21 protein-coding genes and 4 tRNA genes are annotated in these 24,305 nt (G+C 59.4%); 13 read left to right on the top strand and 12 right to left on the bottom strand.

The window, feature by feature from the left end:
- Window positions 1-38 precede the first annotated feature (38 nt).
- Entirely contained in the window at window positions 39-596 is a 558-nt protein-coding gene (gene efp, locus WBK19_RS05080) for an elongation factor P (RefSeq protein WP_511287555.1), read from the bottom strand.
- A gap of 39 nt (window positions 597-635) precedes the next feature.
- Entirely contained in the window at window positions 636-1,727 is a 1,092-nt protein-coding gene (gene earP / locus WBK19_RS05075; protein WP_511287553.1) for an elongation factor P maturation arginine rhamnosyltransferase EarP, read from the bottom strand.
- A gap of 15 nt (window positions 1,728-1,742) precedes the next feature.
- Between earP and WBK19_RS05070 the strand changes: the two genes are divergently transcribed.
- From WBK19_RS05070 to WBK19_RS05030, 9 genes are all read left to right on the top strand, one after another.
- Window positions 1,743-2,390 (top strand): uracil-DNA glycosylase, encoded by a 648-nt coding sequence (locus tag WBK19_RS05070; RefSeq protein WP_511287551.1) that lies wholly within the window; start codon window positions 1,743-1,745, stop codon window positions 2,388-2,390.
- Window positions 2,391-2,400: 10 nt separating this feature from the next.
- A complete protein-coding gene (gene uvrC / locus WBK19_RS05065; RefSeq protein WP_511287549.1) occupies window positions 2,401-4,212 on the top strand; it encodes an excinuclease ABC subunit UvrC in 1,812 nt (603 codons plus the stop codon).
- A 3-nt stretch (window positions 4,213-4,215) separates the two neighbouring features.
- Window positions 4,216-4,794: a CDP-diacylglycerol--glycerol-3-phosphate 3-phosphatidyltransferase gene (gene pgsA / locus WBK19_RS05060; protein ID WP_511287548.1), complete on the top strand. Its 579-nt coding sequence runs from the start codon at window positions 4,216-4,218 to the stop codon at window positions 4,792-4,794.
- Window positions 4,795-4,849: 55 nt separating this feature from the next.
- Window positions 4,850-4,925 (top strand) — tRNA-Gly (locus WBK19_RS05055).
- 55 nt (window positions 4,926-4,980) lie between these two features.
- A tRNA-Cys gene (locus tag WBK19_RS05050) sits at window positions 4,981-5,054 on the top strand.
- Window positions 5,055-5,061: 7 nt separating this feature from the next.
- Window positions 5,062-5,137 (top strand) — tRNA-Gly (locus WBK19_RS05045).
- Between the two features lie 70 nt (window positions 5,138-5,207).
- Window positions 5,208-5,293, top strand: a tRNA-Leu gene (locus tag WBK19_RS05040).
- 11 nt (window positions 5,294-5,304) lie between these two features.
- A complete protein-coding gene (locus WBK19_RS05035; protein ID WP_511287546.1) occupies window positions 5,305-5,766 on the top strand; it encodes a DUF1178 family protein in 462 nt (153 codons plus the stop codon).
- Window positions 5,767-5,926: 160 nt separating this feature from the next.
- Window positions 5,927-6,274 (top strand): phage protein NinX family protein, encoded by a 348-nt coding sequence (locus WBK19_RS05030; RefSeq protein WP_511287544.1) that lies wholly within the window; start codon window positions 5,927-5,929, stop codon window positions 6,272-6,274.
- Here WBK19_RS05030 and WBK19_RS05025 read toward each other — a convergent pair.
- The 6 genes from WBK19_RS05025 to WBK19_RS05000 all read right to left on the bottom strand — a co-directional run bounded on the left by WBK19_RS05025 (window position 6,268) and on the right by WBK19_RS05000 (window position 13,977).
- Window positions 6,268-9,363 carry an error-prone DNA polymerase gene (locus tag WBK19_RS05025; protein WP_511287542.1) on the bottom strand — a complete coding sequence of 1,032 codons (3,096 nt, stop codon included), beginning with the start codon at window positions 9,361-9,363 and terminating at the stop codon, window positions 6,268-6,270. The two genes, WBK19_RS05030 and WBK19_RS05025, sit on opposite strands and share 7 nt — an antisense overlap.
- A gap of 18 nt (window positions 9,364-9,381) precedes the next feature.
- Window positions 9,382-10,851 carry a Y-family DNA polymerase gene (locus WBK19_RS05020; protein WP_511287540.1) on the bottom strand — a complete coding sequence of 490 codons (1,470 nt, stop codon included), beginning with the start codon at window positions 10,849-10,851 and terminating at the stop codon, window positions 9,382-9,384.
- Window positions 10,784-11,515, bottom strand: a complete 732-nt coding sequence (gene imuA, locus WBK19_RS05015; RefSeq protein ID WP_511287538.1) for a translesion DNA synthesis-associated protein ImuA — start codon at window positions 11,513-11,515, stop codon at window positions 10,784-10,786. The genes WBK19_RS05020 and imuA overlap by 68 nt, the downstream gene beginning before the upstream one ends.
- Window positions 11,512-12,117, bottom strand: a complete 606-nt coding sequence (lexA, locus tag WBK19_RS05010) for a transcriptional repressor LexA (RefSeq protein WP_226405612.1) — start codon at window positions 12,115-12,117, stop codon at window positions 11,512-11,514. Before lexA ends, imuA begins: the two co-directional genes overlap by 4 nt.
- A gap of 67 nt (window positions 12,118-12,184) precedes the next feature.
- Window positions 12,185-13,531 carry a deoxyguanosinetriphosphate triphosphohydrolase gene (locus WBK19_RS05005; protein ID WP_511287536.1) on the bottom strand — a complete coding sequence of 449 codons (1,347 nt, stop codon included), beginning with the start codon at window positions 13,529-13,531 and terminating at the stop codon, window positions 12,185-12,187.
- Window positions 13,532-13,566: 35 nt separating this feature from the next.
- Window positions 13,567-13,977, bottom strand: a complete 411-nt coding sequence (locus WBK19_RS05000) for an acyl-CoA thioesterase (RefSeq protein ID WP_511287535.1) — start codon at window positions 13,975-13,977, stop codon at window positions 13,567-13,569.
- An 87-nt stretch (window positions 13,978-14,064) separates the two neighbouring features.
- Between WBK19_RS05000 and WBK19_RS04995 the strand changes: the two genes are divergently transcribed.
- Both WBK19_RS04995 and fabI read left to right on the top strand, forming a co-directional pair.
- On the top strand, window positions 14,065-15,711 hold the full coding sequence (locus WBK19_RS04995) for an electron transfer flavoprotein-ubiquinone oxidoreductase (protein ID WP_511287533.1): 1,647 nt from the start codon (window positions 14,065-14,067) through the stop codon (window positions 15,709-15,711).
- 89 nt (window positions 15,712-15,800) lie between these two features.
- Entirely contained in the window at window positions 15,801-16,598 is a 798-nt protein-coding gene (gene fabI / locus WBK19_RS04990; protein ID WP_511287531.1) for an enoyl-ACP reductase FabI, read from the top strand.
- Window positions 16,599-16,680: 82 nt separating this feature from the next.
- Here fabI and WBK19_RS04985 read toward each other — a convergent pair whose 3' ends face one another.
- From WBK19_RS04985 to WBK19_RS04975, 3 genes are all read right to left on the bottom strand, one after another.
- Window positions 16,681-19,734, bottom strand: coding sequence for a PAS domain S-box protein (locus tag WBK19_RS04985; protein ID WP_511287529.1), 3,054 nt, complete (start codon window positions 19,732-19,734; stop codon window positions 16,681-16,683).
- A 190-nt stretch (window positions 19,735-19,924) separates the two neighbouring features.
- Entirely contained in the window at window positions 19,925-21,811 is a 1,887-nt protein-coding gene (locus tag WBK19_RS04980; RefSeq protein ID WP_511287527.1) for a SurA N-terminal domain-containing protein, read from the bottom strand.
- Window positions 21,812-21,904: 93 nt separating this feature from the next.
- A complete protein-coding gene (locus WBK19_RS04975) occupies window positions 21,905-23,326 on the bottom strand; it encodes an aminotransferase-like domain-containing protein (protein WP_511287525.1) in 1,422 nt (473 codons plus the stop codon).
- A 144-nt stretch (window positions 23,327-23,470) separates the two neighbouring features.
- Between WBK19_RS04975 and WBK19_RS04970 the strand changes: the two genes are divergently transcribed.
- Window positions 23,471-23,761 (top strand): DUF2917 domain-containing protein, encoded by a 291-nt coding sequence (locus tag WBK19_RS04970; protein ID WP_511287523.1) that lies wholly within the window; start codon window positions 23,471-23,473, stop codon window positions 23,759-23,761.
- 6 nt (window positions 23,762-23,767) lie between these two features.
- Here WBK19_RS04970 and WBK19_RS04965 read toward each other — a convergent pair whose 3' ends face one another.
- Window positions 23,768-23,980 (bottom strand): hypothetical protein, encoded by a 213-nt coding sequence (locus WBK19_RS04965; RefSeq protein ID WP_511287521.1) that lies wholly within the window; start codon window positions 23,978-23,980, stop codon window positions 23,768-23,770.
- A 148-nt stretch (window positions 23,981-24,128) separates the two neighbouring features.
- Between WBK19_RS04965 and WBK19_RS04960 the strand changes: the two genes are divergently transcribed.
- On the top strand, window positions 24,129-24,293 hold the full coding sequence (locus tag WBK19_RS04960; protein WP_511287519.1) for a hypothetical protein: 165 nt from the start codon (window positions 24,129-24,131) through the stop codon (window positions 24,291-24,293).
- Window positions 24,294-24,305: the final 12 nt, after the last annotated feature.

The raw sequence follows: 24,305 nt of genomic DNA, 5'->3' as shown, positions 1-24,305 counted from the left end.
CCGAAGCTGCCCGAATAAAACACCAAAGAAGCCGCAGATTACTTCACGCGGTTCTTGTATTCGTCGGTACGGGTGTCGATTTCGATCTTGTCGCCAATACTGACGAAAGCCGGAACCGGCAGTTCGAAACCGGTCGCCAGCTTGGCCGGCTTCATGACCTTGCCGGAAGTGTCGCCCTTGACGGCCGGCTCGGTGTAAATAACCTCGCGCACCACGCTGTTCGGCAGTTCAACGGAAATAGCTTTGCCGTTGTAGAAAACAACTTCGCAAGCCAGGCCATCTTCCAGATACTTCAGGGCGTCGGTCATGTTCTCGGCTTCGACTTCGAACTGCTCGTAGTCGGCATCCATGAACACATACATCGGATCGGCAAAGTAGGAGTAGGTGACTTCCTTCTTGTCGAGAATGACCTGTTCGAACTTGTCGTCAGCCTTGTAAACCGCTTCGGAAGCGGCACCTGACAACAGGTTCTTGAGTTTCATTTTGACAACAGCGGCATTGCGGCCAGACTTGTTGTATTCGCTCTTCTGAACGACGAGCGGGTCGGCACCGACCATAATGACGTTGCCGGAGCGGAGTTCCATTGCGGTTTTCATTCGGGATTCTCTAAGGTCAGAAAAAGGTATAACGTTCGATTATACCTTGGCAGCACAGAAATTGACGAGTGCAGTGGCCAAATCGGGCTTAGAAGCGAGCTTTTCGGCCCATTCCCCGTTGTGGCGGGTAATGGCGCTCCTGCTGTCTATGAAACCCTGCCAGGCCGATGCGATATTGCGGCCAAGATTCCATGCGACAAACATCCGGCGCAGGACGGTTTTCATCTGCTCATCCAGTCCTTCGCTATAGAGCCCGAGAAACGCCTCGAGCTTGGTCAGATGCGCGCCGTCGTCCTGCGGGTAAACGTGCCAGACAAACGGTTTGCCGGCCCACTGGGCACGCACAAATGAATCCTCGCCACGCACGAAATTGATGTCACAGCGCCACAGCAATCGATCGAAATCATCGATCGGCATGAAATGAATCGGCAGAATCAGCGCGTTGCCGAGTTGCCACGGTCCGCTTCCGCCCAAATGAGCCTGTACCGCCGCCAATGGCTTGCCTGGTGGCACATGGCAGACAAGGGGAATAGCCGAATCGCGGAAAGCGTCCAGCAAAGCGCCAACCGGGGCCTTGTCATAGCAAAACAGGCTGACTTCCAGCGAATCGTTAGTCGGAGTAGCCGCAATACAGCGATCACGCTCGGCAAACAAGCCGTTTTCCCGCAGCAACCCACCAGTCTTTGCAGAAAACCCCGGGAAAAAGAAATATTTGATCAAGGGAAGGGTGGGGTGGGGCGACGCCATGCCGTGACACTCCTCAGCCCAGGACTCTGCGCTCAGGTATTCGAGGTTGATCCAGCACGGTTTGGGCGAGCATTGGCTCATTGCCGCCAGATACGCCTCTGGAAGCTCGCAAGCGAAGGCCTCGATAACGACATCCGCCGAGCAGTCGACCGCAGCATCCTCAACCCAGTGACAAATTTCAACGCCCTGGTACGACTGCCTTGCTTTCATTGGATCCACGGACGGACACAAGGGCTGCAGGCTGGACAGATCATCGACCCACAAACGTACCTCGCGGCCGTGCTCGGCCACCAGTTGCCTGGCAAGACGCCAACAAACCCCGATATCGCCGAAGTTGTCGATAACCCGGCAAAAGATGTCCCAATGAAGCTGCATGGCCGCCATGCTAACATCTCCGCCATGTCAAGATTTCAAGATCCCACCGGCTGTACAGCCTGCCCACGACTGGCCGAGCACCTTGCCAAAATTCGTCAGCGCGACCCCGACTGGCACGCCCTGCCGGTTCCAGCCTTTGGCTCCCTTGATGCAGAACTGCTTGTTGTCGGCCTTGGCCCCGGCGAAAAGGGCGCCAACCGGACTGGCCGCCCCTTTACCGGCGATGTGGCTGGCGAACTGCTGTATCCCGCCTTGCACCGTTTCGGCTTCGCCAGCGAACCCGGCCCGTTGGGCGCTGACCACTGGGCCAATCCAGCCATGCAATTGAGCAACTGCAGGATCACCAATGCCGTGCGCTGCCTGCCGCCTGCCAACAAGCCAACAACGGCTGAAATCCGACAATGCAACAGCCATTTGAAGAACGAACTGGCCGCGATGCCCAGACTCAAAGTCATCGTCGCCCTTGGCGCAATCGCCCACCAGGCGCTGCTCTGGGCCTACGGCCTCAAACTCAAGGAATTCACTTTCGGCCACAACGTCTGCCATGCCTTGCCGGACGGTCGAATTCTCGTCGATAGCTACCACTGCAGTGGCTACAACTGGCGCACCGGCCGGCTTTCCCGCGAAAGCTTCGAAGCGGTGTTTGCCGGGGTCAAAACCCGCCTCGCCTGAACCCTGCACGATGAGCTTCGACGCCAAGGCTTTCCTGGCCACGCTGACTGAATTGCCCGGCGTCTATCGCATGCTCGACGCCAACGCCGCTGTTCTTTACGTCGGCAAGGCCAAGAACCTCAAAAAACGGGTTTCGTCGTACTTTCGGGAAAATGTATCCAGCCCGCGCATCGCGCACATGGTCAGCCAGATCGCCACCGTGGAAACCACGGCAACGCGCACCGAGGCTGAAGCGCTGTTGCTTGAAAACAACCTGATCAAGTCGCTTTCGCCGCGCTACAACATCCTTTTTCGCGACGACAAATCCTACCCCTACATCGTTCTGACCAAAGGCGAATTCCCGCGACTTGGCTTCTTTCGTGGCAGTCCGGATCGCAAGGCCGACTACTTTGGCCCCTATCCGTCGAGCTGGGCCGTGCGCGACAGCATCCACCTGATGCAGAAAATGTTTCGCCTGCGCACCTGCGAAGATTCGGTTTTCTCTAACCGCTCGCGGCCATGCCTGCTTTACCAGATCAAACGCTGCAGCGGACCATGCGTCGGATTGATCTCGCCGGAAGACTACGCAACGGACGTTCAACTCGCCTCGATGTTCCTGCTTGGCAAACAACAGGAAGTCTCAAAACGCCTGAATCAGGCAATGGAATCAGCTTCCGCACGCCTCGCCTTCGAACAGGCTGCGGTATATCGGGATTTGATTCAATCGCTCCGCCAGGTACAGGAAAAACAATTTGTTTTCAGCAGCAAGGGCGAAGATATGGACATCCTGGTCGCCCAAAAGGAAGCAGGGCAGCTGTGCGTCAATCTCGCGATGGTCCGCGGAGGGAGGCATCTCGGTGACCGCCCATTTTTCCCGATTAATGCCGGCGAATCCGAGCCGGCCGATGCTTGTGCCGCCTTCATTCGCCAGCACTATGCCATCCACCCGGCGCCTTCGCGCCTGCTGATTCATCCCTTGCCAGCGGAAGATGAGCCGGGGGAAACTGAAGCGGTGTTGGCTGAACTGGCTGGGCGGCCGGTTCCGGTGATGCAGGCGCGCAGCCTGTCGCATAAAGCCTGGGTCGAGATGGCGCTGCAGAATGCGCGACTTGCCATCCTGGCGCGAAGCCAGGCGACGGCGCAGCAGGAAAAACGACTTGTGGCCCTGCAGGAAGCCTTGCAACTGGCCGAACCCATTGTTCGAATTGAATGTTTTGACATCAGTCACACGATGGGCGAGGCCACCGTTGCATCCTGTGTGGTCTACCAGGAAAACCGCATGAAAAACGCCGACTACCGGCGTTTCAACATTCGCGACATCACGCCCGGCGACGACTATGCGGCCATACGCCAGGCCGTCAGTCGGCGTTACGACGGCATTGCAACCGGCGAGGGTGCGGCGCCTGACCTGATCCTGATCGACGGCGGCAAAGGGCAGGTCGCTTCCGCCTTTGCCGCCCTGGCCGATCTCGGCCTGAGCCATTTGCCGATGATCGGCGTCGCCAAAGGCGAAGGGCGCAAGCCAGGACTGGAATCACTCGTTTTCCCGGATGGCCGGGAGCCGTTACAATTGCCGGCGCAACACCCCGCGTTGCACCTGATTCAGGAAATACGCGACGAAGCTCATCGTTTTGCCATTACGGGCCATCGGGCTCAGCGCGGCAAGGCACGGAAAACCTCAACACTGGAAAGTCTGCCGGGCATTGGACCGGCCCGCCGCAAAGCGCTGGTTGCCAGATTCGGCGGCCTGCCCGGCGTACTCGCCGCCAGCCCCGAACAACTGTCCGAAGTGCCGGGCATCAGCCGGGATATGGCCGACAAGATCCATTCCGCATTACACTGAACCATGCCCTTCAATCTGCCCATCCTGCTGACCTGGCTTCGTATCGTGGCGATACCGCTGCTGATTGCTGTTTACTACCTGCCGGCAGACTGGGCTACCTTGCACGAGCGTGATCTCGCCGCAACATCCATTTTTGTGGCGGCGGCCCTGACCGATTGGGCTGATGGCTATCTGGCGCGAAAACTTGATCAGACTTCGGCCTTTGGTGCCTTTCTCGACCCCGTCGCCGATAAGTTGATGGTTGCCGCGGCATTGATCGTTCTCGTTGAACTGGGCAGGACCGATGCCATCGTCGCCAGCATCATCATCGGTCGCGAAATCACCATTTCGGCGTTGCGCGAATGGATGGCCAAGATTGGCGCGGCAAAAAGCGTCGCTGTGTCGATGCTCGGCAAGATCAAGACAGCAGCTCAAATGCTGGCCATTCCGATCCTCCTTTATTACCAGCCGCTGCTTGGTGCGGATATGAAAAGATTCGGTAACTGGTTGATCTGGATAGCAGCCTTGCTTACGCTCTGGTCAATGGGCTACTACCTGCGCATGGCTTGGCCAGAAATTGCAAAACGAACGGCAGAAAAGTAGGGGGCTAATGTTGACAATTCCCTTGTGTCGCCTATAATGCGCGCTCTGTTTCAGCGCGGCAGTAGCTCAGTTGGTAGAGCGATACCTTGCCAAGGTATAGGTCGAGAGTTCGAGACTCTTCTGCCGCTCCAGTTTTCAGGTTAAAGCCACTGGCTTTAACCAAGTTGTAAAAGACGTTTTCGGTTAGGCGCGATAGCAAAGCGGTTATGCACCGGATTGCAAATCCGTGTAGGTCGGTTCGACTCCGGCTCGCGCCTCCAAGGTTTTGCGGCAGTAGCTCAGTTGGTAGAGCGATACCTTGCCAAGGTATAGGTCGAGAGTTCGAGACTCTTCTGCCGCTCCAAATAGAAAAGGGAAAGCGCTGGTCGCTTTCCCTTTTTTCATATCGGGCGCCGATATAATGATTGCACCCAGCCCGGGTGGTGAAATTGGTAGACACAAGAGACTTAAAATCTCTCGCTCTTTGAGTGTACGGGTTCGATTCCCGTCCCGGGCACCACGATTGAACACATGATCATCTACGACCTTAACTGCGACAACAATCACCGGTTTGAAGGGTGGTTCCAGAGTGCCGGCGCTTTTGAAACCCAGCTTGAGGACAGGCTTGTCTGTTGCCCGCAATGCGACAGCCACAACGTCCGGCGCGTACCGTCCGCCGTCGCAATTTCTGGACATCACGTCGAACCGGCCAACGAGTCGCCGGCCATTTCCTTAAAAGCGCCTACCAGTACCGCACTGATGCCGGTCGGGACACAAGCCATGGCGCTTTATCGCCAGCTCATTCAGACCATCGTCAATCATAGCGAGGACGTTGGCAATTCATTTGCCGATGAGGCACGCAAGATTCACTACAACGAAGCACCGCAGCGGCCGATTCGCGGCCAGGCTAGCGAAGACGAATGCGATGAACTGCGGGACGAGGGCATCCAGATTCTGAATTTGCCAATGCCGAAGGAAGAGGATCTGAACTGATCCTCTTTTTTGCTTCTCCATGTAATTTTACATAATACAAATTATGCGTGATTCGGAGTATAGCAAATTGGCATGATGGAATAATTTTGATGGTTATCTCGTTAACTGTGCATTGGCTGAATTGCCGGAGCACATAAACTTTCCAAGGAAAGGAAACTTGATGAGGGTCACCAGTCTAGAGGGTGCGTTGCTCGATTTCTGGGTTGCCAAATCGGAGAATCTGAAGCTGTTGCCAGAGACTCCTGTAGATGGGCAATTCCACGTCAATGGCAGCGGCTACTGGCATCCCAAGACGTATCGCCCGTCCAGTGACTGGTCTCAGGGCGGCGCGATCATTGCCAACGATTGGTATGCCATCGAGGATGCCCTGATTGAATGGTTCGGGCTCAACTGGCCGTTTATCAAGGCGATTACGGATACCCCGCTGAAGTGGCTGATGCGGGCCTATGTAAAAACCAAATTCGGCGACGAGGTTGAGGACGTCGAAAACGTTTTACCCGGTCAGTGAAAATCCCGGCTCGATGTTTCGAGCCGGCCCAGCCAAGCTGAAAGGTCGACCAGTCGCTTGGCGACCAGATGAATGACTTCGCCTTCGATCTGCAACTGCCCATAGATGCCAAGCAGTGTCGCGCCGAGTAATTCCCGGCGTTGTTTTTCGACCAGTTGGGGATGGACGACGACATTGACCAACCCGCTTTCATCTTCAAGCGTGACGAAAACGATACCGGTCGCTGTTCCTGGTCGCTGACGACCGACGACGATGCCGGCGGCACGGATCAGGGCGCGATGGCCGGCGGTTTTCAGGCTGGCGGCCGTGACGAAGCGGCGTTCGGCCAGATGCTGGCGGAGCAGCGCCAGAGGGTGACGGCGCAGGGTCAGTCCGAGGCTGCAGTAATCGGCGATCAGGTTTTCGGCTTCGCTGGGCATCGACAGTTCAGCATCCGGTTCGCTGATCGTTGTGCCCGTGAAGAGATCGCCCTGCACGGCTGCTGCTGCTTTTTCCACGCCAGCCGCCCAGGCCGCTTGCCGACGGTGGCCGGCCAGGCTCTGCAAGGCGTCGGCAGCAGCTAGCTGATCAAGGTCGCGGCGTTGCAGGCCGGCGCGGGCAGCGAGATCTGCGATGTTTAAAAATGGGCTTTTTTTCCGGTTGACCGTGGCAATGCGCTCGGCCACCGCCTTCGAGAAACCGCCGATCTCGCGCAAGCCGAGGCGGACGGCGCCGGCATCATCGATGATGCTGTCCCAGTCGCTGACCGTAACGTCGGGCGGCAAAACGGTGACGCCATGGCGCCGGGCGTCCTGAATCAGCATCGACGGCGAGTAGAAACCCATCGGCTGGCTATTGAGCAGGCCGCACAGGAAGATGGCAGGATGATGGCGCTTGATCCAGGCTGAAACATAGACGAGCAGCGCAAAGCTGGCGGCGTGCGATTCGGGAAAGCCATATTCGCCGAAGCCCTGGATCTGCTGGATGATGCGCCGGGCGAAGCTTTCCGGCAGGCCGTTGGCGGCCATGCCGGCAAGCAGTTTCTGCTCGAATGGTTCGAGGCCGCCCTTGCGCTTCCAGGCGGCCATCGCGCGGCGCAACTGGTCGGCTTCGCCGGGCGTGAAGTTGGCGGCAACAACAGCCAGTTGCATGACCTGCTCCTGAAAAATCGGAACGCCGCAGGTGCGTTTAAGTACCTCATCGACGGCTGGCGAGATTTTCTCGATGCGTTCCCTGCCCTGCCGCCGCTTGAGGTAGGGATACACCATGTCGCCCTGGATCGGCCCGGGCCGGACGAGCGCCACCTCGATGACGAGATCGTAGTAGCGGCGCGGCTTGAGGCGTGGCAGCATGGCCATCTGGGCGCGCGACTCGACTTGGAAGACGCCCATGCTGTCGGCGTGGCAGAGCATTTCGTAGGTTTTCGGGTCTTCGGGGGGGATGTCGGCCATCTGCCACGGTCGACCGGAAATTTCGCTCAAAATTGAAAGCATGCGGCGGATCGCCGAGAGCATGCCGAGGGCCAGGACATCAACTTTCATGAGGCCGACGGCGTCGAGATCGTCCTTGTCCCACTGGATCACCGTGCGTTCGGGCATCGCCGTGTTTTCGACCGGGACCAGCCGGGCGAGCGGCCCGCGCGACATGACGAAGCCGCCGACATGCTGGGTCAGGTGGCGGGGAAAACCGCGCAACTGCCCGGCGATCCACAGCCATTTTTCGACGCGCGGCGAAGCCGGGTCGAGGCCCTGTTCGGCGAAACGTTCGGGCAGTTGTTCGCGTTTGTCCCACCAGGCCAGCGATGCGGTCAGGGCGTCGATCCGGGCCGTCTCGAAACCGAGCACCCGGCCCGCATCGCGTAGCGCACCCTTGGTCCGGTATGTGATCAGCGCCGCGGCCAGCGCCGTCCGTTCGCGGGTGTATTTTTGGTAGATGTAGGCGATGACCTCGGGGCGGCGTTCGTGCTCGAAATCGACGTCGATGTCCGGCGGCTCGCCGCGCTCCTTCGAAATGAAACGCTCGAACAGCATGCCCGAACGATCCGGGCTCACTTCGGTAATCCCCAGCGCGAAGCAGACGATCGAATTGGCCGCCGAGCCGCGCCCCTGGCACAGGATCTCGACACTGCGGGCAAAGCAGACGATGTCGTACACCGTCAGGAAATAGGCTTCGTATTTGAGCTCGGCGATCAGCGCCAGCTCATGCTCGATGCGCTGTCGCACATCGTCCGGAATCCCGCACGGATAACGGCGCAGCAAGCCGCGCTCGGTTTCGTGGCGCAACCAGGAGGTCGGCGTATGGCCGGCTTCGACGATTTCCTCCGGATATTCGTAGCGCAATTCGTCGAGCGAAAAGCTGCATAGATCGGCAATCTTCAATGTTTCGGCCAGCAGCTCCGGCGGGTGGAGGCGCGACAGGCGCAGACGCGTGCGTACATGGCGCTCGGCGTTGGGAAACAGCGCGTAGCCGGCGTCGAAAACCGTCGTTTTCAGGCGCAATGCCGTCAGCACATCCTGCACCGGCCGACGGGCCTTGATGTGCATGTGCACGTCACCGGCAGCCACCAGCGGCAAACCGCAAGCCGCGCCGAGCACCTGCAGATCGGCCAGTTTGGCCGCGTCGTCCGGCCCGGCGTGTAGTTCAACGGCAATCCAGACGCGGCCGGGAAAATGTTCGGCCAGCCAGCGCCCGTCATCGACCGTTGCCGCCTCGCCCGGCACCCACAGCACGAGGCAATCGGGCACCGCGCCGTTCGGCGAGACGACATTGAGGTCATGCCGTTGCAGCGCATAAGCTCCTTTCTCCGCCCGTCGCCGGGCCAGCGTGATGAGCGCCGAAAGGTTGCCGTAGCCCTCGCGGTTTCTAGCCAGAAAGATCAGTTTCAGGCCATCAAGGGTCGTCATTTCGCTGCCGACTATCAGTTTCAGCCCGGCCTGTTTGGCCGCCTGATGCGCCCGGACGATACCGGCCAGCGAACATTCATCAGTCAGCGCCAACGCCGCGTAACCTTGTGCCGCAGCCTGTTCGATCAGTTCAGCCGGATGCGAGGCACCGCGCAGGAAAGTGAAATTGGAGAGGCAATGCAGCTCGGCGTAATCGGGTAACGACATGGTTTCACCCGCACCGGCTCAGGCGAACAGGCCGTGCAGAAACCAGCCGTCGGCGTTCCTGAAAACCCAGGCCCACTGGCCGAGGGGATTGCGGGCGACAAAATAGTCGCGCCGCACATCGCCAGCCGCCCCGCCCTCGCCTTCGTCCCACCAGCCGCTTTCCAGCCGCTCGGCCCGCGACAGCAGCTTGAGTGGACCATGCCATTGCGGGCTGCCGGCCCGCTCGGCCAGCGCCTGCGGCGTCGGCAGAAGCCACAACGGGCGGGAAGGACTGCTGTCGGCTGCCGCCTTGCCTGTTTTTTGCACTTCCACGGTCGACCGGAAAAAACGGCCAAAATTGAAATCGACTTCATGTGCCCGCGTCGCGCATTCGGGTCGGTAATCGGCCATCTCGCCCAGCGCCTGCACCGCCCCTTCGCCCAGCCGGGCGCGCAGACGTTCCAGGCAGGCCAGCGTGCCCTCGCCGGCCGTTGCCTGCTCGAACAAATGGGCGCTGGCACCGGGCTTGTCGACCAGCTCGTCGGCCTGCAAACGCAGGGCTTCGACCGGCGCCTTGAGGTTCAGCCGGGAAAGATGCTCGCGCAGCAGACGGACGAAACGCCCTTCATCAGCCGCCGGCTCGGCAAAGTTGAGCGCTAGCACCGTCGGCGGCCCGTCGTCGTGCGTCAATTGCAGCGAACAGCGACGAACCAGCAACTGCCGACCATGCAGCCAGCCGGCCAAAGCCGCGAACAGGCGCTGGCCGGCAAAAACCAGCGCTTCGGCATGCTCGACACGCGATGGCAGTTCGATATCGATGGCGAAACTTTCCGGAAAAACGAAGGATTTTCGCGGATCGGGCAGATCGCCCCAGGCGCGCAGCAGATCGTCGACCGGCCCGTTGCCGATGCGCCGCCGCAAACCGGCGCCGGGCAGTTTTCGCAGATCGCCGAGCTGCCGCAGGCCAAAGGACTCCAGCCGGTTCGTCACTTCAACCGGCCAGCCGGGAATGGCGCAGGGCAAGGCGGTCAGGGCCGAGTGCATGGCGGCCGGTTCCGCATGAATCTGGCTAGCCCCCATCCGTGCCAGCCAACCAGCCCCGAGCGGCGTTGGCGCCACCGCCCAATGGGTCGAATAAGATTGTTCGGCGCAACCGGCGAGCACCGCCGTAATGATCGCTTCTACACCGCCGAACAAACGCAGGCAGCCACCGATTTCGAGCAGCAGCGACTCCGGCGACACCAGGCTGATCGTCGGCGTAAAGCGCCCGGCCCAGCAGGCCAGACTTTCCAGCGCCTGTTGTTCGCGGGCCGCGCAACGTTCGAAAACGCTTAGCCCGGGCTGCAGGCCAAGCGCCGTCGACAGCTTCTGGCCAGCACAAACACCCGCCGCCACCGCCTCGGCATCGCCCACCTGCACTCGCCCGCGAGCGACGACCGCGCTAGGCGACTGGCGCAGCGGCAGGGCCTCGAGCGGTAACAAGGGAAAGTGCAGGGCCAGCCACAGCACGCGAAGGTCTCCCGGCGAATTGAACAGGACGAGGTATGGATAAGGTGAGCGGCCGGGAAACTGGCCGGCCACGCCGCTTGATGATGCGTACTGACAACGCGCTGTTGCCGTCTGCTGCATCCAACACTACACGCAGCGGTGCCGGCGACGGCACCCCGGCGGCTGCGGTCGACCGCCATAAACAGGCAAAAACCGAACGCCCCTCGGCCGCGACCTGCAGCCGGCGCAAGGCGCGGGCATTGATGTTTGCTTCCGGCCAAGCCAGCACGCCAGCAAAACCACCGCTGGCCAGCAGTTGTTCAACGCACCAGCCAACGCTTTTGCCAGCCTTGACGACGACCAGCCTTTCCAGCGCCAGACCGGCTGCCGCCCAGGCCGGGGCATGCGGCAGCCACGGCGGCGCGACGAGTGCCAGCCAGCCGCCGTCGGCCGACAAGCGGGCCAGCGCCGGCAACAGCAGGCTCATTTCGCCGACGCTGCTGCGGTCGACGAGGATTTCGGTCAGATTGCCCCGCGGCCAGCCACCACCCGGCAGTTCGGCATCAAGTTCGGCATGGCCGCTCGGGATCGCGCTTTCCGGCAGCGAGGCCAGCGTGTCGCCGCGCCAGACATCGCCCCGGGCCAGCACATCCGCCAAGGCAACCGGCAACGGCTGGGTGTTCATGACAGCTTTGAAACGGCTCCGCGAATCAGGCCGACGGCGATGCCTTCGATGGCAAACTCGACCTCTCCGGGATTGACGATGATCGGTTGAAAATCGGGGTTTTCGGCGATCAGCTCAATAAAGCCATCGCGGTGTTGCAGACGCTTGACGGTGACTTCCTCGTCGATCCGGGCGACGACGATCTGCCCGTCGCGTGCCTGGTTGGTCTTGTGCACGGCGAGCAGGTCGCCATCGAACATGCCGATATCGATCATCGACGTTCCGCGCACCTTGAGCAGGAAATCAGCTTTGGGCGAAAACATGCTGGCATCGAAGGCGTAACGGCCCTGGACGTTTTCGACGGCAAGAATCGGCGAGCCGGCGGCGACGCTGCCGATCAGCGGCAGGCCGAGCTGTTCGACGAGCCGGATACCGCGCGCCGAGCCTGGCTCAAGAACGATGGCGCCCTTCTTGGCGAGCGCCTTGAGGTGGTCTTCGGCGGCATTCGGCGAAGCAAAACCGAAGGCGCTGGAAATTTCCATGCGCGTCGGCGGCGCGCCGAGCACTTCCAGCGTGCTTTTGATGAAGTCGAGAATTTCCTGCTGACGTGGCGTGAGTTTCATGGCCGGCCTCCGCTAAAAACCAATGACTGTATTTTTGTACAGTAACCGATTTTTGGCAAGCGAAAAATCAGGTCGGCAGATCGAAACCCTTTAACTTGCGGAACATGTCGACGGCGTAGGAGTCTGTCATCCCGGCGACAAAATCGGCCACTTGGAGCAGGCGAATGTACGGGTCGGCATCCGGCTCGCCACCGTGGCCGAGGAACTGCGTCGGCAACAGCTTGAGCAGCATGCGCTCGCGGGTCGTGTAGCGAGCGTGCCCAGCCCTCGCCTCGACCGCATTGGTAAATAACCCGAGCAAGGCGCCGAGCACTTCGAAGCCGGCTGTTTCAATTTCCAGCGCTGGGCGGGCGGTATAGATGGTTTCCTTGGCCAGCTTGAGAATGGCCTGCAGAGGATGGGCGATGGGCGAGCTTTCGAGCAGTTCATCGTCAAATTTGCCGCTCAGGATGGCGTCTTCGTTTTCGAGAAAGACTGCCGCGGCGCTTTCGAGCAGGCAACCGATGGCCTTGGCGCGCAGGTATTCGAGGCGCTCCTTGGGGTCATGCAGGCGATCGAGGCGGCTACCGTTGATCGTGTTGCCGGCCAGATCGGCGAGCAGGCATTCGGCATCCTTGTAGGGCACGAAGCCGAGCCGTGCGGCGTCTTCGAGATCGACGATGAGGTAGCAGGTGTCGTCCGCCACTTCGACCAGGAACGCCAGTGGATGACGGTGCCAGGCGGTATTTGAAATTCGCTCGATTAATCCGGTTGACCGTGCAACTTGCTGGAAATTATCGGCATCCTGCTGGAAGAAGCCGAATTTCTTGCCGCTCTTGCCATCCAGATCGGTATCGAGATGCGATGGGCGCGGGTATTTGGTAAAAGTCGCCAGCACCGCACTGCTCAGTTGCAGGCCACCGGGATTGGCCGGGCTTTGCAGCCGGCTGACGATGCGAAAGCCTTGCGCATTGCCTTCGTAGCGCTCGAAGTCGGCTTTCTGGGCTGGCGTGAATTCGTGGCGATCAAGCAAGCCGGAATGGCGGAACCACTCGCGGATGGCATCCTCACCGGCGTGGCCGAAGGGTGGATTGCCGATATCGTGGGCCAGACACGCCGCCGCAACGATGGCACCAAAATCGCCCGATTCAACGTGCTGTAGGCCGTGCCGGGCGATGATCTCGCGGCCGACCACGGCACCCAGCGAGCGGCCGACACAACTGACTTCCAGGCTATGCGTCAGGCGGGTACGCACGTAATCGCTCTTCGAGAGCGGGAAAACCTGCGTCTTGTCCTTCATGCGCCGGAAGGCGGAGGTGAAGACGATGCGGTCGTAATCCTGCTGGAAGGCCGTGCGCTCGGCCGTGCCGGGCGCCTTGCCGGCCCCCAGGCGTTCGCTCGACAGCAGTTTTTCCCAGACTTTTCGTTTGCCCATGCTCTTTTGTTTCGACGATGCGATGGGCTGCGAGTTTACTCCGCTTCGAGCAAAGCCCGCACGTGATCGGGCAAAGGCACCGACTTTCCGGTTTGCGTATCCATCCAGACTACTTTGGCGGCACCCTCGGCAAAAATGCGCTCATCGCCTTCGATGCGCATTTCGACGTAGGTTTCGCAACTTGAACGGCCAATCGCGCCGACAAAGGTGCGCACCTCGACGGTTCCCGGGTAATTCATCGGGATCAGGAAGGTGCAACTGGCATTGATGATCACTGGCCCGGCACCGCCCGGACGGACGGGGATGTTCATTTCCTCGACCCACTCGACCCGCGCCTGCTCCATGTAGCGGAAATAGACAGTGTTATTGACATGCCCGTAGGCATCCATGTCGCCCCAGCGGATGGGCATTTTTGTGACGTGAATCAGCTTTTTCTTGTGGTTCATATACTTGAATACTAGAGTGGGGTTGATCAAAATATTTCCATACTGTACCGTATTGAAATCAAGTCAACAATAAAATCAGGAGACATCATGCAGCGCGAATCCATGGAATTCGACGTCGTCATCGTCGGTGGAGGCCCGGCTGGCTTGGCCGCGGCGATCCGCCTGAAACAACTGGCGGCGGAAAAAGGCACCGATCTGGGCGTCTGCCTGATTGAAAAAGGCGCCGAAATCGGCGCCCATATTCTTTCCGGTGCCGTCATGGATCCACGTGCCCTAAGCGAGTTGCTGCCCAACTGGCAAACAGACGGCGCACCGCTCAATGCCCCCGTTTCCGAAGACCGTTTTTTCATCCTTTCTGAAAACGGTGCCACCAAGATGCCGAACAGCCTGCTGCCCGACTGTTTCCACAACGAAGGTAACTACGTCATCTCGCTCGGCAACGTCTGTCGCTGGCTGGGCGAACAGGCCGAGGCGCTGGGCGTCGAGATCTATCCGGGCTTTGCCGGTGCCGAAGTGCTGTTCGATGAAAACGGTGCCGTCAAGGGCGTCGCCACCGGCGACATGGGGCGCCTGCACGATGGCTCGGAAGGCCCGAATTTTCAGCTGGGCATGGAACTGCACGGCAAATACACCTTCTTCGCCGAAGGCTGCCGCGGTCATCTCGGCAAGCAGCTAGAAGCGAAATTCAATCTGCGTGACGGCGTCGATCCGCAAACCTACGGCATCGGCCTCAAGGAACTCTGGGAAATCGATCCGGACAAGCACCAGCTTGGCCTGGTCATTCATAGCGGCGGCTGGCCGATGCAGCCGGATACTTACGGCGGTGGCTTCCTTTATCACCTGGAAAACAACCAGATCGCCGTCGGTTTCGTTGTCGGCCTCGGTTACAGCAACCCGCATCTGGCGCCCTACGAAGAGTTCCAGCGTTTCAAGACGCATCCGGAAATCCGCAAGTTCCTCGAAGGCGGCAAACGCATCGCCTACGGCGCCCGCGCGCTGACCGCCGGCGGCCTGCAGTCGCTGCCCAAACTGACTTTCCCGGGTGGCGTGCTGATCGGCGACGACGCCGGCTTTCTCAACGCGGCCCGTATCAAGGGCTCGCACTGCGCCATCAAGACAGGCTCGCTGGCAGCAGAAGCCTGTTTCGAAGCACTGGCTGGCGAGCGCCAGCGCGACGAATTGACCACCTACCCAGAGTCATTTAAAAACAGTTGGTTGTACGATGAACTTCATAAAACACGTAACTTCAAACCGTGGATGAACAAGGGCCTGGCACTCGGTTCCATCATGTTCGGCATCGACCAGGTGGTGCTGCGCGGCAAGGCGCCATGGACACTGCATAATCGCACGCCGGACCACGCCAAGCTCAAACCGGCGGCAGAATGCGAGCCCATCGTTTATCCCAAACCGGATGGTGTCATCACCTTCGACCGCCTGTCCTCCGTATTCCTTTCCAGCACCAACCACGAAGAAGACCAGCCCTGCCATCTGCAATTGAAGGATGCCAGCGTGCCGATCGCCGTCAATCTGGCGCAATACGATGCGCCGGAGCAGCGCTTCTGTCCGGCCGGGGTCTATGAAATCCTGCGCGACGAGAGCGGTGCCAACCCGCGTCTGCAGATCAATGCGCAAAACTGCGTCCATTGCAAAACTTGCGACATCAAGGACCCGACGCAGAACATCAACTGGGTGGTGCCGCAAGGCGGCGAAGGCCCGACTTACCCGAATATGTAAGCCCAAACCCGGAAACCGTGTTCGCATAACGCGAATCACTGTTTCCCGGTTTATAATCCTGCGGCTAAACCCCTTAGGGAGAACAACACATGGGCTTTCTCGCCGACAAAAAAATTCTGATCACCGGACTGCTGTCCAAGCATTCCATTGCCTATGGCATTGCCAAGGCCTGCCACCGTGAAGGCGCTCAACTCGCTTTCACGTACCAGACCGAGCGTTTCGAAGACCGCATCAAGAAATTCGCTGCCGAATTCGGCAGCGATATCACTATTCCCGTTGACGTCGCCAGCGACGAGCAAATCGATAACCTGTTCGTCGAACTGGCCAAGCACTGGGACGGCCTCGATGGCCTGGTTCACTCCATCGCCTACGCCCCGACCGAAGCCATCGAAGGTGATTTCCTGAACGGCATTTCGCGCGAATCCTTCCGCATCGCCCACGAAATCTCGTCGTACAGCTACCCGGCACTGGTCAAGGCCGCCCGTCCGATGATGCAGGGCCGCAAGAGCGCCGCGCTCGCCCTCTCCTACCTCGGCGCCGAGCGCACCATGCCGAACTACAACACCATGGGTCTCGCCAAGGCCAGCCTCGAGGCGGCCACGCGCTACCTGGCCTTCTGTCTCGGCCCTGAAGGCATCCGTGCCAACGCCATTTCGGCCGGCCCGATCAAGACCCTGGCGGCTTCAGGCATCGGCAACTTCGGCAAGCTGCTCGCCTACAACTCGCACAATGCCCCGCTACGCCGCAACGTGACCATCGATGAAGTCGGCAACGCCGCGGCCTTCATGCTGTCCGATCTGGCCAGCGGCATTACCGGTGAAATCCTCTACGTTGATGGCGGCATGAACACCACCGCGCTCGGCAACGCGGACCCCCTCCCTGCCTGACAAATTCGTGCGACCGTGGATTTCCACGGTCAACCGAAAAAAAGGGCCAAAAACGTCGACCAGTTAATTCTGGCCGACGTTTTTATTTTGGCAGCCTGCTCGCAAGATGCAGCCTGATGACGCTGGCCAGGGTATCGATATCCACCGGTTTGGCGACATGGTCGACCATGCCCGCGGCCAGGCATTTTTCACGTTCTTCGTTGAAGGCGTGAGCGGTCTGGGCAATGATGGGAAGCTCGGGGAAGGCCGCTGATATCCGGCGCGCCGCTTGGTAGCCGTCCATTTCCGGCATCTGCAAATCCATCAGCAAGACATCGTAAGCCGCCCGCCCATCACCAAGCACCTGATCGACCGCCTCCTGGCCGTTGCTGACCATCACGACACGAGCACCGGCCTCCTCCAGCACCTCCTGCAACACCTGCTGGTTGATTTTTTCGTCCTCTGCAACAAGGATGGAGATTCCCGCCAGTGACTTCTGATCGAACGGTGAGGCGCCCTGCCCGGTATCGGCCTGAATCTCAGTGACCTCCGGCTTGATGTAGGGGAAACGGAATTCAACGTTGGTCCCGACACCATGTGTGCTGGAAACTTGGATATCGCCATTCATCAACTCGAGAATACGTTTGCTGATTGCCAGACCAAGACCTGTTCCGCCGAATTTTCGGCTGGCCGATGCATCGGCCTGCTGGAAGGGGTTAAACAGTGCTTCAAGCTGCGTAGCGTCCATACCGATCCCCGTGTCGGCAACCTTGAATACCAGCCAGCCTTTTTCGAGCGAAAGTGACAGCCGGACATGGCCGGCAGCGGTGAACTTGACAGCGTTGGAAAGGATGTTGAGCAGCACCTGGCCCATGCGCAGTGGGTCGCTGAGACAGGTATGCGGCAGATCCGGGGCCAACTCAACCTGCAGATCGAGCTGCTTGGCCTCGGCCCGATCACGAAGCAGATCAAGCGAGTGCTCGACAATCTCGGCAACTACGACCTCTGTCTGTTCGATGCGCAGCTTGCCGGCCTCGATCTTCGAAAAATCGAGAATGTCATTGATAACGCCGAGCAAGCGGTTGCCCGACAGCTCGATCTTGGCAAAGGCATCACGGGCCTTCTCGACATTCTGGACGTTGCGGTAACCGATCTGGGCAAAACCGAGGACACCGTTGAGTGGCGTACGGATTTCGTGGCTCATGTTGGCCAGGAATTCGCTCCTCACCCGCGCCAGGTTTTCCGCTGCGACCAGGGCCTGCTCCCTGGCCAAGGCGGCAGCACGCTGGATGCTGACATCGACGAAACTGGTCACCGCACCGACGATCACGCCATCCTGAAGCATGGGATGGGTGGCATACATCACCGGAATGGGATGACCATCGGCGTGCCAATAGACCTCATCGTCGACGCGAACGTTCTGCCCGAGCTGCAAAGCGTTGTAGCTACGGCACTCGGCAGCCGGGTATGGCGAACCATCCGGCCGGCTGTGGTGGAAAAGCGCATGCGCTTTGCGGCCAATCAACTGCTCGGCGGTATAGCCCAGGATCGTACAGGCAGCCGGGTTGATGAAGGTGATTATTCCGTCGCAATCAATTCCGTAGAGACCATCGGCACTTGATTGGAGAATATGGCTGGAGCGCGCCTCGGTCTGCATGAGCTCGGAGGTCCGTTGCTGGACCAGCCCTTCCAGGTGACGTCGGTGCTGTTCCAGCTCCGCCTCGATTTTCTTGCGCTCGGCGATTTCCCTGAAGACATTGACTGCCCCGGTGATTTCTCCATCACGCTCAACGGGCGATACCGTAAATTCGACCGGAAAAGACGTCCCGTCCTTGCGCCAATACAGACTATCGCTGACGTGTCGACGCAAACCATCCCGCAGTGTCTTGAAAACCTCGCAATCCTTGCTGGCGAAAGGGTTTCCCTCGGTATCGTGGTGATGCGTCAAGGCATGGAGATCGAGGCCAACACCCTCCTCCGCATTCCAGCCAAACATTTTTTGCGCCGCCGGGTTGACGAAAACCACCTTGCCATCGAGATCAACCCCGCAGATGCCTTCAGCTGCCGACGAAAGGATCAGTTCGCTTTGCCGCCACGCAGCTTCAGTTGCGCGATTAGATGCCTCCAGTTTGGCGGTGTATTCGGCATCCTGTCGAATGAGCGCTTCCTGGTCGGTCTCGCTCCGTTTCCAGCCACGACTGATCAATATCGTTGAAATCAGGGTCACCAATAAAAACAACCCGCTCAGCCCGACGATACCCAGCGACTCATTGCGCCAATCCTCGAGGTAATCGTCATCAGCCAAACCAACGACTAGATAGAGTGGATGGTGATCTACGCGGCGAAAATGAAATGTTCTGGAGATCCCGTCCACCCCTGAACGGGTATGGTACTGGGCGGCACTTTTATCGGTGTCGAGCAAGGCTCGCAACTCGGCGGACGGACTGCTGCGACCGACTGTGGCGCCTTGGGAGTCCGCTTTGGTGTAGCGGGCAATCAGATTGTTTTTGTCCCACAAGCCGACATTTCCACGCAACCCAAGATCCACCTTGGAAAACATGGCAATAAAATTATCGACGGAAATCGCCACATGAACATCACCGGCAAATGAACCATCAGGGCTGTTGATACGACGACCGAGTGTAATCATCCATTTTTCGGCCGCCCGCCCCATAACCGGCGCCGAAAAGACCAGGCCGGCATCCGGATCATCGCGCAGGAGGATAAATTGAGGACGATCGGCAATGCTGACATTGCGTATCTTCACGTCATTGACCGCATAGCGGATGATGCCTTGGGCATCAACAACGCGCAGACCCAGCGCTTCCGGAATAAGGGCATCCTGACGGGCGATGAAAGCCTCCAGCGCCTTCTGGTCGATCCCTCCGCCAGCCATCTGTCGCGTAACCTCGTCGCTGACTATGTGCAGCGAGATATCGATCTTGCTGATAAAACCGGCAAGGCTTTCTTCCAGAATTCTCGAGTAATTTTCGGTCAGGGTAACCGCCTCGGCTACCTTTTCCGCACGATTTTGCTGGATCACCAGAACGGCCATGCCGATCACGAACAGATTGACCAGGCAGACGCCAAGCCACAGCAAGCGAATATAGCCATGACGCTTCTTTACAGATGCGACCAAGCCTGGATCACCCGTCATACACGTTCCTGAGCAGTTACGTTCCTGGGCGCTCATTCCAGAAAGCCGGCAAACCCGCCTCCCATGAGCATCTACCTACTTGAGGAGAATAGCACCCCCCTTATGGACTGCCTACAGGGATTGAATTCAACAGCCATCCACAAACGAAAAAACGGGCCGCAGCCCGTTTTTATACATAAACCGCTGCTTGTTATTTGTCTTTCAACTCCAGGGCGGCCTGATTGACCTCAACCTTGTAGCGGCTGCGCAGGGCTGCCAGATAAAGCTGAACCTCTTCCTGAGCGGCCAGATTACCCAGTTGCTTGAGCATTCCCTGCTTGCTGGCATCGTCGAGTTTTTCGCCCGCCAGGACCTTGTTCAGCTTGAACAGCGCGTAGCCAGTTCCCGGCAGTTCGACGCCGGTGTAGGACGGCAGCTTGCCGGTTTCCATGCGGAACACGGACTGGGCTACAAGCGGCGGCAGTTGGCGGGCTTCCATGCGCGATACACTCCTGGCAGCGCCCCAGGCCAGCTTGTCCTCACCCTTCTTCAATGCTTCCAGGCGCGCTTCGCCATCCTTGCTGGCCAGAACCTGAGCTTCCTTGTTCTTGAGCAGGATTTCGATATTGGCCTTGACGCTGTCGAACGGCTGCAAGGCCTTAGGCTTGTAATCGACCAGACGCGCAGCAACCAGCGTATTCGTGGCGATTTCTACGGCTTCGGTATTTCGGCGATTCTTGACGGAGTCTTCCGAGAACAGCGCGGCCATCAGCTTTTCGTTACCGAGCACGCCATTGGCCGGGTTGGCCTGACGAGCCAGCCATTCGGAAGATTTGATGGCCAGTTTGAATTTCTCGGCAACCGGCTTGAGGCTGTCCGACTGTTCATAGACCATATTGCTGAAGGCTTCAGCGGCTTCGGCAAACTTGCGGGAACCGGCTGCTTTCTTCAGTTCAGCCTCGATTTCGCCGCGCACGTCGGCCAGCGGCTTTTCCTTGGCGGCGTGGATACCGGTCAGCTTGATGATGTGGAAGCCGAAATCAGACTCGACGACGCCGGAAATCTCGCCTTCCTTGAGGCTCATGGTGCTGTCCTCGAAGGCCTTGACCATGGCGCCACGCCCGAAGAAGCCGAGGTCGCCGCCCTTGGAGGCTGAACCAGGGTCGTCGGAGTTCTTCCTGGCCAGATCGGCAAAGGCAGCGGGATTCTTGCGAACTTCAGCAAGCAGTTCTTCGGCCTTCGCTTTTGCCTTGTCCTTGCCGAGCTTTTCCGCGGCGATCAGGATGTGGCTGGCGCGACGCTCTTCCGGTTGCAGGAAGCGGTCCTTGTGGCCGTCGTACCAGGCCTTGATCTCGGCCTCGGTGACGGCCAGCTGGCTGGCGATGGATTCCATCGACAGCACGACGTACTCGGCCTTGGCCTGTTCGGGCACTTCGAACTGTTTGGCGTTCTCGTCGTAGAATTTTTTGCCGGCATCGTCAGCCAGCTTGACCTTGCCGAGGTAACTATCGAGGTTCAGGCGATATTCCACGACCTCACGCTTTTCGGTCTGCAGGGCCAGCACACGGTCGGCGACGGAGCGGGAAACCACGCCGGATTGACCGATGGCACCCGCCAGTTGCTGCAGCGTCAAGTCCTGGCGCAGTTGCGCCTCGAAACCGGCCGGCGACATGCCTTGAGCGCGCAACGCAGCTTCGTAGCGTTCGACTGAGAACTTGCCGTCCACCTTGAATGCCTCAATAGCGCCGATCGCCTGGCGTATGGCATTGTCGCCAACAACCATGTTTTTCTTGCTGGCCTCGATAACGAGCAGGCGCTGGTTGATCAGGTCGTCAAGAATCGCCTTGCGGGCTTCTGGGTTTTCCAGCATTTTGGGGTCAAACTGAGCGCCCATCTGCGTGCGCAGGCGCTCCTGCTGTTCGCGCAGGGTCTGCTGGAACTGTTGCTGGGTAATCTTGACGTCGCCAATCGTGGCCACATCGCCGCCGGAGCCGTCGCTGCGCATGTAGGAATCAACGCCGAAAAAGGCGAACGGCAGTGTGATCAGCGCCAGAAATACCTGGACGATTCTTTTGTTGTTGCGGACTGCGTCGAACATAAGGAGAAAAATCCTTCGAATGCGTTCAAAAAGGCAAAGCCAGCTTGCCCAAAAGGCCGAATGATACCGTAGTTTTCCTGGCCTCCCGTTGCTTTAGGCACCAGAAAAGATCGCTCCCAGGCGGCGCACGGCGTCTTCGATTGCCGGCGTGTGCGGGTTGCCGCAATTGAGACGCAGACAGTTGCGATACATTCCGCTGGGCGAGAACAGATCGCCCGGCACGTAGGCCAGGTTTTCGCCGATGGCCCTTTGGTAGAGTCGCGTGGTGTCGATGTTTTCCGGCAGCTCGACCCACAGGACGAAGCCGCCCTGCGGTTGGGTGATGCGAGTCGCCGCCGGAAAATAGCGACTGACCGCCAGCCGCATTGCTTCAACCTGATGCAGGTAGGCACGGCGCAGGGGGCGTAGATGACGCTCATAGGCGCCGGATTCGAGATATTCGGCGAGCACGTGCTGGGTAATCGGATTGGTACCGCCGCTGGTGATGGTTTTATGCAAGGCAATGGCCGAGTGATAGCGCCCGGCCGCGACAAAGCCGATGCGCAAGGCTGGCGACAGGCTTTTCGAGAACGACGAACAGAGCATGACGTTGCCGACCTTGTCGAATGCCTTGATCGGCCACGGCCGTTCGTTGCCGAGGTGGAGATCGCCGTAGATGTCGTCTTCGATCACCGCGACGCCGCGTGCCGCGGTCAACGCCGAAAACAGCCGTTTTCTCTCGTCCGGCATGACGCAGCCGAGCGGATTGCTGCCATTCGAGACGATCAGACAGGCGGCGATGCCACCATTGCGCGTCGCCAGATCAAGCGCTTCGACCGACATCCCGGTGCGCGGATCGGTCGGGATTTCCAGCGCCTTGAGACCGAGCGTTTCGAGCAATTGCAACATCAAATAATAGGCCGGCGACTCGACCGCCACGGTGTCGCCGGGCTTGGTCACCGCCCGCAAACAAAGGCCGAGCGCTTCGGTGCACGAATTGGTGATGACGAATTCCTCGGCCGGCAACGGCCCACCCCAGGCCAGCGAACGACGCACCAGCTGGCGGACCAGCGCCGGCTCGTCGGTATTGATGTGGCTGCCGCCTTCGAGCAACTTGGGATGGCGCCGGGCAACACCGGCATACAAACGCTGCAACGCGGCGACCGGCAACAATTCGGGGGCCGGCAAGGCGGCGGCGAGCGGCGCGATGCCGTTTCTCGCCCCGGCGCGCAATACGCTGACCAGCCGTTGCGAAATATCGACCGGAATCGGCTCATCAGGCGTTGAGCGGGCCACCGGCTCGGCACGCGTGGCCTTGGCGCGTTGGACGAAAAAACCGGACTGCGGCCGCGCTTCGACCAGGCCGCGATCCTCCAGCAGACGTAGCGCCTGGACTACGGTCGACACGGAAAGACGACGCTGGCTGGACAAACGCCGCACCGACGGCAAGCGGTCGCCGTGATCCAACACGCCGCTGGCGATCATTCCGGTCAATTCAGCCGCCAGTTGCTCATAGCGCAACAGTTCTTCAGCCATCGGACACCTGTACAGTTAGGGTCAGCAACGACCGGTACAGTTTTGATTTACACACACTGTATTGGTCACAATTTAAATTTATTGCAACTGTACCACCCGCTATCCGGAACCTAAAATTTCTCCACGAACAATGCGGAGAGCGCCATGACAAGCCATCGGGTTTCGGAGGAAATATGCCTGCAACCGGGCCGCCCTATCCGCCTCAATGACGCCGCCGGTACGCGAGTCCGCTGCCTGCGCGGCACGATCTGGATTACCGTCGCCAACGAGCCCGACGACGTATTTCTCGGGAGCGGGCAAAGCTACCTGATTTCCCGCAATGGCCTGAGTCTTGTCGAAAGGATAGGCAACAGCAGCATTCAACTGGAGAGACGGCAACCAGGCAGATGGTTCACTGGCCTGATCCGGCGCCTGACGAACGGGCCAGGTCGGTGACGGACCTCAGTCGAACAAATCCGGTTCCATCGGCAACAGGTTTTCCCGTTTGACGGTCAGGCGAACGGGAACGCCCTGCTTGCCGATCGCCTCAACCACCATGCGCCCGGCCGAGGCTTCGGCCACCACGCGGACATTGCGCGTCGACTGACGGGTGCGGCCACGGTAGGTAACCAGCGTTCCGGCGGGTGGATACCAGGCTGATTTTGGGCGCGACATCGTGGGCCTTTCATCCTCGACGAGTGGTCAGAGCCTACCGCGGAAAAAAGATTTTTCTAATACTGTACATCCATACAGCTTTCGGCTATTCTGCACTCAAACGCGCATCACTGTTTATCCATACAGTTACTCAAAAGGAGTCGCCATCATGAAACGTCTTCAACAATGGTTCGATCTGATTGCCGGCATTTCCCACGAAGAACATGCCCGCCTGGAGCGTGCCAGAGCCATCTTCGGCGCCAGCGGCCCGAACGTCGAGCAGTTGCAGATGCCTGCGTGCTGGCGGCGGAGCGCCCGTGTCGTCATCCAATGAGAGCAGACACGC

It is taken from the genome of Azonexus sp., assembly GCF_049652925.1.
Lineage (GTDB): Bacteria > Pseudomonadota > Gammaproteobacteria > Burkholderiales > Rhodocyclaceae > Azonexus.
This window is presented reverse-complemented; position numbering and strand designations above follow the sequence as displayed.